Raw genomic sequence first — 10,129 nt, 5'->3', positions numbered from 1 at the left:
AAAAGGCATACGGACTGTGCCACTCACTGCGCATAATCTTCGCCAAGAACACCATCAAGGATGCAGCCAGGCTCTCCATGGCACGGTGGTACAATAAAGTTGAAGAGGCAGACTTCCATTCATTCAATGTGATTGCTGCCACATTCTACGAGCATTATGATGAGATATTGAACTTCTATAACAACAGATCTTCGAATGCCATGGCAGAATCTTTCAATGCCAAAATTAAACTTTTCCGAGCCAATCTAAGAGGAGTGGCAGACAAGAAGTTCTTTTTATTCAGAATTGCAAAACTATATGCCTATCCCCATTGATTTTCTACTGAGCCACTTTTTGATTCATAATAGCTGACCTTTCGCATAGCAAAACCTGACCTTTTGAATAATAATAGTGATGCGTCTGATTATCAGTTAATTATAAGCTTCTGTTTTGTAGTGATTCAATAATGGTTCGTTTATTTCTGTAGGCATAGGCTACAGAACATTTTTAATGTGAATGTTGTATGGATTGGCTTTTCGGTCATCGGTGATGTAGCGGGATTCATTGATGAGATTAGAGCCACAGCATACCGTCGAACTGATATGAGCAGCCATGATGCTATGCAATCAATCTCTCATGCCGTCCATTTGGGCGAATGGATGATTAGGGTTGAAGGCTGGATATAATAAAAATAATGCGAGAAAGCCAGTTATAGGCAATCTCGCAGTAATTTGTAACGGTAGTGGTCGCTAGTCAGAATAGCGCTATTGTAATTGGTATAATAGAGACAGATTAGTACAATTAAAGCCCTCTGATTTTGTAGATGCGTTCTTTTGCATCGTTAATTTCCTGAAATTTCTTCTCGGCAGCTTTGCGGATGTCGTCGCCGAGTGTCGAAACGCGGTCGGGATGATGCTTTAATGCCATTTGACGGTAGGCTGCTTTTACTTCGTCGTCGGTGGCCGATGGAGATATCCCCAATACTTTATATGCCTCTTCTATGCTTTCTTTGCTGTCTGGACGCGAATTTGTCCCCATGTTAAGCATGGAGTCAACGTCTTGTGTTGATAATCCCAAATAGCTTGCTAATTCCTTCAACGCAGAGATTTCTTCTAGACTTACATAGCCATCCACCTTGGCTATGATGACAAGGTAGTTGAGGAGTTGGAGCCTTTGTGCGGAGCTCATGTGAAACGTAATTTCTACGCAGCTTTTCCGAATGATCTCCTTGAAATGTGTCGGGCCTTGTTGCTTCTGCATCTCAAAGAGTTTCAACAAGATGTCCTCGCCTTGCTGTACGGCCTGCGAGCCGAAGTTGTCGCGAAGGAAACTGCGTACAAATTCCATTTCTGAATGCATGACTTTGCCGTCAGCCTTAATGACGTATGATGAGAGAACAAGCATGGAGAAAAGGAAGGAGTTGCGCTGTTCCTCAAAGGGACGGCCACTAAAAGGACCGTTGAAGCCGTTGCTCGTATTCTGATGAGAGCTACTGTTGTCACCGAATATCTTGCTGCTCGACTTGTTGCTCCCTTCAAACGAGTCGTCTAAAAGGCTTCCAATGCAGTAGCCCGCAATTGCTCCAAGTATGCTTCCCCCTCCAATAATCCATCCCAGTGCTCCGCCAATCCATTTTCCTAATGCCATCTTGTAGTCTTTATTTCATTAAATAATGTTGTTCGCTTATCTTGAAATCGTGGAAAATCTCTCATCCCAAGTTTCGATTTACAAAGATAATGCCAATATTTTAAATAAAAGATATTTCGAGTATAAAAGCCTTTTGTTTTGGTGTTTTATTGTCACCTAACGGCTTTTTGTTCTATAATGCGTGGTATCAATGAAGTTCCCAAATGTATTTTTTTGACGAATTTTAGTAGAAAATCGCTGATTTTACAGAGAAATGATAGGTGAGAGAATATCTTTTGGCTTTCAGTCCATAATTGTTTGATAATTAATTTGTTAAGTGGGTAATTATAAGTAATGAGATGTTGTGGGACTATGATGGTAAGGTGGCTATCTTATTGGTTGGATTCAGCTTGGCTACTGGTGATTCTTTGAATTTTAAGGCCGAGTATATGAGATTAAAAGACATCAATTTTCCGGATTTTTGTCAATAAAAATTACTATTTAAATGCTCAAATATCTTAGTATTTTGTCAAATATTTTGATAGTCGGGAACGGACTCTAAAAACACATACGACTGCTTCTCGTAATCCATCTTACAGATATAGGTTTCAAGTCCGTTTGATACGATGAGATAATCGACATGGAGCAGTAGGTTGTAGGTTGATATTTGATCGAAAACTTTCTGTGATAACTTCACGTGAGGAGCCTTGTACTCAATTATCATTTTAGGCTGCAGATGTTGCGTGTATAGAATACTGTCGGCACGAATAACCTTGTCGCCAACTTGCAGGGCAACCTCGTTGGCAAGTAGGGGAGCTGGGTAGTTTTTGTGGTCTGTCAAATAGTGGATAAAATGCTGCCTGACCCACTCTTCTGGGGTCAGTATAACATATTTCCTACGGAGCTCATCGAATATTTTTATCTTTCCACCGTTCTCCTGTAGCTTTATTTTATATGGGGGAAGATTTAGTTTTTCCATAGACTTATTCTTATGAATATTTTATCTAATGCCACGTCTTAATTACTCATTAAAGTCAAATGAAAATTTTGTTTTCTATCTTAATTCTATTATCTTTGCAGAAGAAAAAATCGTTTGACAATTTGTGAGAAATTTACAAGTTGACACACGTATATCACTTTCTGCAAAGTTAATAAAAAAAGTACATGTCAGCAAAACAAGGACTAACATTTCAGGCAATAATGAGTGACTTGAAAGCTCAAAAGTTTTCACCGATTTATATATTGATGGGTGATGAGTCTTACTACATCGATCAGATTTCAGATTATATTGCAGAAAATGTGTTGATGCCAGGAGAGAGAGATTTCAATCTGACAGTGTGCTTTGGATCGGATGTGAGTGCGGTGCAGGTGACAGATATGGCACGTCGTTTTCCGATGATGGCAAAGTATCAGGTTATTATTGTAAAAGAAGCGCAAAATATTCGTTCGCTCGAAGCTTTGGAGAAATATCTTAAAAATCCCGTAAAATCAACAATCTTGGTCTGGTGTTATAAAAACGGGAAAATTGACGCTCGAAAGAAAGTGATGTCATTGGCTCAGGCTAATGGAGTCGTTTTTGAGAGTAAGAAACTTCGTGATTATCAGTTAGGAGATTTTATACAAAATTATGTTAAAGAAAAAAGTGTGTCAATAGATCCGAAATCGTGTCAGATGATTGCCGGTTTTGTTGGTGCTGATTTGAATCGGCTGACTTCTGAACTTGATAAAGTGATTATCTCATTGTCTGATGATGATAGGAGAGTAACTCCTGAGACAGTGGAGCGAGAGGTTGGGGTGAGCAAAGATTTTAATACATTTGAATTGCGAGAAGCGATTGTTCAGAAGAATATTTTCAAGGCAAATCAAATTGTGAAATATTTTGACAAAAATCCTAAAGCTGGCTCTCTTTATTCATTTCTCCCATTGTTGTTTTCTTTCTTTCAGAATTTAATGATAGTTCATTATTCAGCTAAAAAAGCAACAGAAAATGATGTGGCAAAAGCGCTCGATTTAAGATCGAGCTGGAGTGCAAAGGAATATTTTATGGGACTGAGAAATTACTCACCGCGTAAAACTATGGAGATAATTTCCAAGATTAGGGAGACCGATGCAAAGAGTAAAGGGCTTGATAATCCCAATACAGGTGCAGGAGATTTGATGAAAGAACTCATTTTTTTCATTTTACACTAAGAAATCGCACCGTTTTATCTTCATTTTTGTAATAAATCGCTCTTAAAACGACGATTTTTCGCCTATTTTTAGCTAGATTATCACTTTCTAAAAACAATCTTTTTTCATTTAAACGCTTAATAATAGGCTATTTAGCTTGTTTTTAATGCTCCAAAATTTGCGTATTTTCAAGTATCTTTGCCAATTATTCAGAATATGAAAATTTTGGTGATTTTCAATCCTTTCATTTATTTCAAATTTAGTATTAGCGTATATTAGTATTTATATCACTACTATTTTGATTTATAAATCAAAATAAACAAAAGAAACACGTCCCCCGATTTTCTATTTATAAACATATAAGACCTATATGCGCATCCTTGTTCCTTTATGTTTGTAAACCAAAATCAAGTAGTTTTAATACATAAACGAATAACTATACATAAGGATTTGATTACTTATAACGTATTGAAAACCAGCTTATTATTTAATTTTGCTAACCAAGCTGCGACAAAAAAGTGACAAATTCTCCCTTATAACCATAAATATAACAGAATATATGCATATTTCCCCCATGATATATATTTTATACCCAGCTATATAGCCTAAGCTACTAGTTTAACCCTTTAACTTGTATTCCCCTTGTTAGTTTACGTTTGTATATTCGTGTGTAATGATTTTGATTTGTTTATTAAGCTTTTATAAGTTTTAGTTTGTAAATGTATTTATTTATATTGAAATTTCCCTATATGTTTGTTTGTCCATTTAAAATTTAATGTTTACCTTTGTAAAATAAAGAACAAAGCGATTTTTTGAAACTATTTACCCTATTTTATATATGAAGGATAGAATTAAACAGCTGATGGATGACCATCACATGAGTCAACAAACCTTTGCAGATTTCATTGGTATTTCAACTGCGTCTTTAAGTAGTATTTTTAATGGAAGAACAAAACCTACTCTAAATACTGTTGACGCAATTAGGAGTAAGTTTACGACTATAAATCTTGAATGGCTCTTGTATGGTTCTGGTCCAATGTATAACGACCAGAAATCTGATTCATTGCCCGAACCTCAACCAGAGACCAAGAAAATCCCGAGTGAACTTTTTGGAGACAATCAATCCTCTGCCCTACCTTTTAATTTTTCCGACGCATCTGATTCTAATAATGTACATGGTATCTCCAACAAGGTACCACAATTTGATGCGAAAATATTTGACAAAAAACAACGTAATATTACTGAAATAAGAATTTTCTTTGACGATCAGACATGGGAAACTTTTCTTCCTAAGAAATAATTTACATAGCTTCTTTAAATTATAAATAAGTATTTGGTTTCCTGTTACTCTTTGCCCTTTTCTATTTTCTCATACTTCATGTTTTGCGATAAGAAATATTTATTCTCTATCATATATGGAATTAATATTTGGTACCTTGACTTATAATTTTTCTGGATCTGGAAATTTGTTATTAACAAATATTTGATTTATTTCAATAAATAATGTATTATTATCAAGCTATTTTCTTTCATTATTTTATTTCACGGCTTTTTTAATTCAGTCTTTTGCCCATTATTACAATGAGGATAGGTTTATTTTTTTATTTTCCATCTTTTATTTTCTTATCCCTGCTCACATAATCTTTTGTTGTTTCATTGTTGACCTTGCAAAAGGTAAGCTTTTGGTAAGCAAAAGCTAATCTTTTACAACCCAAAAGATAAGCTATCGCAATCCGAATGGTAATCTTTTTATCATAAGTATATAACAGACTTTAAGTAAGCAAGTTATGATTCGTAATTCTCAGTCGTGTGATTGTTTGAGTTTGGCTCTTGTAATTAATATCAACCCAATCTTCTTCACTTTTACAAAATTTCTATTTCTACCATGAGCAATGCCCTTTAGATTATTTTTCTTTACTTACCCAACAATACTTATCACCTATTAGATATTAATACTCTTATTTTTTGATGTGCGTCTGATATTTTATGTACCTTTGTACTCAAATCCCTAATACAATTATTAATGCAAAAGTTTATTTTGGATCTTCGAGTAAAATCCGTGTTACATCTAAACAATAGGAATGTCTTGATAAAGCTGACTGATGAAAAGCCCTTACCCGATATGTTGCCGGGGCAGTTTGTTGAGGTCCGTGTTGATGGATCCTCGACAACTTATCTCAGACGTCCAATTTCGGTTAACTTTCTCGATAAGGAATTGAACGAATTGTGGTTGTTGGTCGCAACCATCGGCGATGGAACTCGTAAGATTGGAAAAGTTCTACCTGGCGATATGCTGAATTGTGTGCTTCCACTTGGTAATAGCTTTACATTTCCCACGTCAAAAGACGACAGAATTCTGTTAGTAGGCGGTGGTGTTGGTGTAGCGCCACTTCTCTACTTTGGAAAGCTAATCAAGGATTTCGGCGCCGAGCCCGTTTTCCTGTTGGGTGCAAGAAGTGAAAGTGATTTGTTGGAGCTCGATGAGTTTGCTAAATACGGCAAAGTGTATGTCACCACCGAAGATGGCTCACGAGGCGAGAAAGGATTCGTGACCAATCATTCGATTTTGCAGCAGGCAAATTTTACTCAGATTTCTACTTGTGGACCTAAGCCGATGATGGTTGCAGTGGCAAAATATGCTCGCTCCGCTGGCATTTCTTGCGAGGCTTCTTTAGAAAACTTGATGGCTTGTGGACTTGGCGCTTGTCTTTGTTGTGTTGAGAAGACCACTGAGGGAAATTTGTGTGCGTGTACGGAAGGACCGGTGTTCAACATCAATAAACTTCTTTGGTAGTTTTCATGTATGAAACGTGTTTTTTCCTATTAATTTTGTAAAATAAAATGAATGTGAAATGGCCGATTTAAATGTAAAGATAAATGACTTAAAGTTGAAGAATCCTGTGATGACAGCCAGTGGTACTTTTGGTTATGGCTTGGAATTTCAAGATTTCGTGCCATTAGACCAAATTGGTAGCATAATCGTCAAGGGCACTACGTTGAAGCCACGTGAAGGTAATGATTATCCTCGGATGGTCGAAACACCGCAGGGAATGCTGAATTGTGTCGGGTTGCAGAACAAAGGAGTAGATTATTTCATAGAGCACATCTATCCGGAAGTAAGTAAAATCGATACCAATGTTATAGTAAATGTCAGTGGAAATTCAGCTGATACCTATGCCGAGGCCGCTGAACGTTTGAATAGTTTGGAGCATATTCCCGCCATCGAGTTAAATATCTCGTGTCCAAACGTCAAGGAAGGTGGAATGGCGTTTGGCGTATCGTGCAGCGGTGCCTCGTCCATTGTTAGCGCAGTGCGAAAGGTTTATCATAAGACGCTCATCGTTAAGCTTTCGCCAAACGTAACTGACATTGCCAGCATTGCCCGTTCGTGTGAGGACGAGGGAGCTGATGCCGTCTCTCTCATCAACACCCTTATGGGAATGGCTATCGATATTGAGCGTCGTCGTCCACGTCTCAGTATCCGTACTGGTGGACTTAGCGGCCCAGCGGTAAAGCCTGTTGCGTTGCGGATGGTTTACGATGTTTCCAAAGCTGTGAAAATCCCAGTCATTGGTCTGGGAGGCATATCCAATGCCGAAGATGCCATTGAGTTTTTCATGGCTGGCGCCACAGCGATACAGATTGGTACGGCTAACTTTGTTGACCCACAAGTGACAATGAAGGTGCGAGACGGAATCGATTGCTGGTTGGACGCACACGGATGCAAGTCTGTCAGCGAAGTTGTTGGGTGTTTGGAATAGCGGTTCGTGAGCATATAAAATTTGAGAGCGATCAAATGACCGCTCTCAACCAACACAAAAACTAAACTAGACTTAACTAAACGTATTCGGATGATTTATCGCAAACAATCTCGAATCGTTCTGCAAAAGTACTATAATTTATCTAAATATTGTTTCTTTTTTCTGTTCTTTTTGAGCAATATCTCATTATTTCTACATTTTTTCGGAGTTATAGAACAATAATGCGTCAAGAATGGTCATGGCAGCCATTGATTCTACTATGGGAACGGCACGTGGTAGGACACATGGGTCGTGACTTCCCCTGACGTCAATCTTAGCTTCCTTTCCATTGATGTCCACCGTTTCCTGTTCCATCAGCAAGGTCGCGACTGGTTTGAAGGCAACTCTGAAGTAGATATCCTCACCGTTGCTCAATCCGCCTTGTATGCCTCCGCTGTGATTCGTTCGGGTAGTGATTGCCTGTTCGTCAGTGTTCTCGCTATTGGGCGATAGTATGAAGTGGTCGTTTTGTTCGCTTCCTCGCCATGATGTACCAGCGAATCCCTCTCCGTACTCAAATCCTTTCACTGCGTTTATTGTGAGCATGGCCGCCCCCAGTTGAGCATGCAGCTTGCCAAATTCAGGCTCTCCGAGTCCTATGGGTACGCCTTTGATGACGCATGTGATAACTCCACCAACCGTGTCGCCCTCTTTTTTCACCTGTGCAATCAGTCTTTCCATTTCCGATGCTTTGTCTGGATCGGGGCAGCGCACTGCGTTCTCTTCCGTTTTCGTGAGGTCATACTGTTTGTAGTCTCTGCCAAGGCTGATGCTCCCCACCTGTGACGTGTAGGCCTGGATAGTGATTCCGTATTTGTTTAGTACGAGTCGAGCCAACGCTCCAGCCACCACACGTGCCAGTGTGATGCGTGCCGAGCTTCGTCCACCTCCCCTATAATCTCTGATGCCATATTTTTTATAATACGTGTAGTCAGCATGCGAGGGCCGGAACAGGTCTCGGATGTTCTCGTAGTCCTGCGAACGATGGCTTTTGTTGCGCACAATAAAACCGATCGGTGCGCCAGTGGATTTTCCTTCAAAGATACCACTGAGCATTTCCACCTGATCGTCTTCCTTTCTATCGGTCGTTATCTTGCTCTGCCCTGGCTTGCGGCGATTGAGCTCACTCTGAATGAACTCCATATCAATGTCTATTCCAGCTGGCATTCCGTCAACAATGCCACCTATTGCAGCGCCATGGCTCTCGCCAAAGGTCGTCAGTGTGAAAAGTGTTCCGAAAGTATTGTGCATCTTTTATTTGTTTTATGTTATGAGTGACATCCGCTGCCACATCCACAGCCTTCATCGTTGTTGCCGCATCCGCAGTTCCCTTGGCTGTCTCCGCCACCGCATCCGCCATGGCAACCACCGCCACAGTGATGACTTCTCATGCTCTCAAGGAAATCGTTTACTTCCTCTTCCGTGGCTTCCCGGTTTTCCATGATGCGTCCTTTGAAGTGCAATGTCTTGCCCGCCATTGGGTGATTGAGGTCTATCTTTACCTTGTCATCGCTTATTTCGAGTACACGACCGATAAATCTGTCACCTTTCTCATTCTGTAAAGGCAGCATGGCGTCAACAAACACATTGGCCTCGTCGAAAACTCCTTGATGTGAGAAGATGGTCTTGTCGAGGTCGAGCACACTTTCCGGGTTAAATTCCCCGTAAGCCTCTTCTGGTGAGAGGTTGAAATCAAACTCACTGTCTGTATTTAGCTCCTTCACTGCCTTCTCAAATGCTGGCAAAGCCATGTCGCAACCAGTATAGAATTGCAATGGCTTCTGCTCATCGGTCTTCTCTACAAATATCTCTTCGCCGTTTTCGACGCTGTAAAGTTCATAGCTCACAACAATTAATTTGTGTGTATTCTTATCCATTTTTACTCGAATTTTATATGATGTTAGGATGCAAAGGTAATATTTTAAGATGAGAATCCTACTGGCTTGACGTTAAATTTCCTCTATACCGTGCCATACAGTTGTTGTTTCCATCTGTTAATCTTTGAGTAATGGCTGATTGACGCTGCTCACTTCTTTTATCAGCTCCATGTTTCTCGCTATTCCCCCATTACGATTAGGGCCTCCGTAGTTGATTGTAATCATTGCAAACCTGTATGCGTCACTTTACACCACGGCAATAAAATCCTCACCGTTGATGATTTTACCGACAGATGAAGGTGGAGTAATGTGATGGCTTCCTGAAGATTTTCTTGTTTCAGTTTAGACAGATTGGGGATAGAAAGACATGAAAAAATCCCTAAAATAGACCAGTGATATGCACTTCTGTAATTGTCTGGGAATCAACATAATAGTAACTTCGCTCCGAAAGCTCATCTATGGCATTGCGAAAGCTCATCTATGGCATTGCAAAAGCTCATCTATGACATTGCAAAAGCTGACCTTTCGCTGAAAGAGAGTTTTTGTGCTCTTCGACGACTGGCTAACCAGTGCAGCATCAGACCATCCTTTCGTGTTCAGCATGGCTCTTTGACTGACAAGCGCCGGATAAAGTTTCTTAGTATGTCTTTTTGCCGTTTTATTTGTATTATTCATTTT

The 10,129-nt window shown here is 39.5% G+C and carries 11 protein-coding genes; 6 read left to right on the top strand and 5 right to left on the bottom strand.

Annotated features, from left to right (window positions below; genetic code table 11):
- On the top strand, positions 1-314 hold a 314-nt coding region (locus tag H515_RS0107650), incomplete at its 5' end, for a transposase (protein WP_028901803.1).
- A gap of 177 nt (positions 315-491) precedes the next feature.
- Entirely contained in the window at positions 492-665 is a 174-nt protein-coding gene (locus H515_RS14550; RefSeq protein ID WP_154653672.1) for a hypothetical protein, read from the top strand.
- A gap of 115 nt (positions 666-780) precedes the next feature.
- Here H515_RS14550 and H515_RS0107645 read toward each other — a convergent pair whose 3' ends face one another.
- The gene (locus H515_RS0107645) at positions 781-1,626 is read right to left on the bottom strand and encodes a DnaJ domain-containing protein (RefSeq protein WP_025877484.1); all 846 of its coding nucleotides are present in this window, start codon (positions 1,624-1,626) and stop codon (positions 781-783) included.
- 508 nt (positions 1,627-2,134) lie between these two features.
- Complete coding sequence (locus H515_RS0107635) at positions 2,135-2,584, bottom strand: type I restriction enzyme HsdR N-terminal domain-containing protein (protein ID WP_025877486.1); 450 nt, start codon at positions 2,582-2,584, stop codon at positions 2,135-2,137.
- 185 nt (positions 2,585-2,769) lie between these two features.
- On the opposite strand from H515_RS0107635, the gene holA reads away from it, so the two are divergent.
- The 4 genes from holA to H515_RS0107615 all read left to right on the top strand — a co-directional run bounded on the left by holA (position 2,770) and on the right by H515_RS0107615 (position 7,535).
- Positions 2,770-3,795 (top strand): DNA polymerase III subunit delta, encoded by a 1,026-nt coding sequence (gene holA / locus H515_RS0107630; RefSeq protein ID WP_025877488.1) that lies wholly within the window; start codon positions 2,770-2,772, stop codon positions 3,793-3,795.
- 817 nt (positions 3,796-4,612) lie between these two features.
- Positions 4,613-5,074, top strand: coding sequence for a helix-turn-helix transcriptional regulator (locus tag H515_RS0107625; protein ID WP_025877490.1), 462 nt, complete (start codon positions 4,613-4,615; stop codon positions 5,072-5,074).
- 723 nt (positions 5,075-5,797) lie between these two features.
- Positions 5,798-6,568: a dihydroorotate dehydrogenase electron transfer subunit gene (locus tag H515_RS0107620; RefSeq protein ID WP_025877492.1), complete on the top strand. Its 771-nt coding sequence runs from the start codon at positions 5,798-5,800 to the stop codon at positions 6,566-6,568.
- 58 nt (positions 6,569-6,626) lie between these two features.
- Positions 6,627-7,535 (top strand): dihydroorotate dehydrogenase, encoded by a 909-nt coding sequence (locus H515_RS0107615; RefSeq protein WP_025877494.1) that lies wholly within the window; start codon positions 6,627-6,629, stop codon positions 7,533-7,535.
- A 192-nt stretch (positions 7,536-7,727) separates the two neighbouring features.
- Here H515_RS0107615 and aroC read toward each other — a convergent pair whose 3' ends face one another.
- The 3 genes from aroC to H515_RS14740 form a co-directional block, all read right to left on the bottom strand.
- Entirely contained in the window at positions 7,728-8,825 is a 1,098-nt protein-coding gene (aroC, locus tag H515_RS0107610; protein WP_028901802.1) for a chorismate synthase, read from the bottom strand.
- 17 nt (positions 8,826-8,842) lie between these two features.
- A complete protein-coding gene (locus H515_RS0107605; protein ID WP_028901801.1) occupies positions 8,843-9,451 on the bottom strand; it encodes an FKBP-type peptidyl-prolyl cis-trans isomerase in 609 nt (202 codons plus the stop codon).
- Between the two features lie 474 nt (positions 9,452-9,925).
- Positions 9,926-10,126, bottom strand: coding sequence for a hypothetical protein (locus H515_RS14740; protein WP_028901800.1), 201 nt, complete (start codon positions 10,124-10,126; stop codon positions 9,926-9,928).
- Positions 10,127-10,129 lie beyond the last annotated feature (3 nt).

It is taken from the genome of Prevotella corporis DSM 18810 = JCM 8529, from assembly GCF_000430525.1.
In the GTDB taxonomy this organism is placed as follows: Bacteria; Bacteroidota; Bacteroidia; order Bacteroidales; family Bacteroidaceae; genus Prevotella; species Prevotella corporis.
Note: the sequence above shows the minus strand (reverse complement) of the source record. Positions and strands in the feature narration are given on the sequence as shown.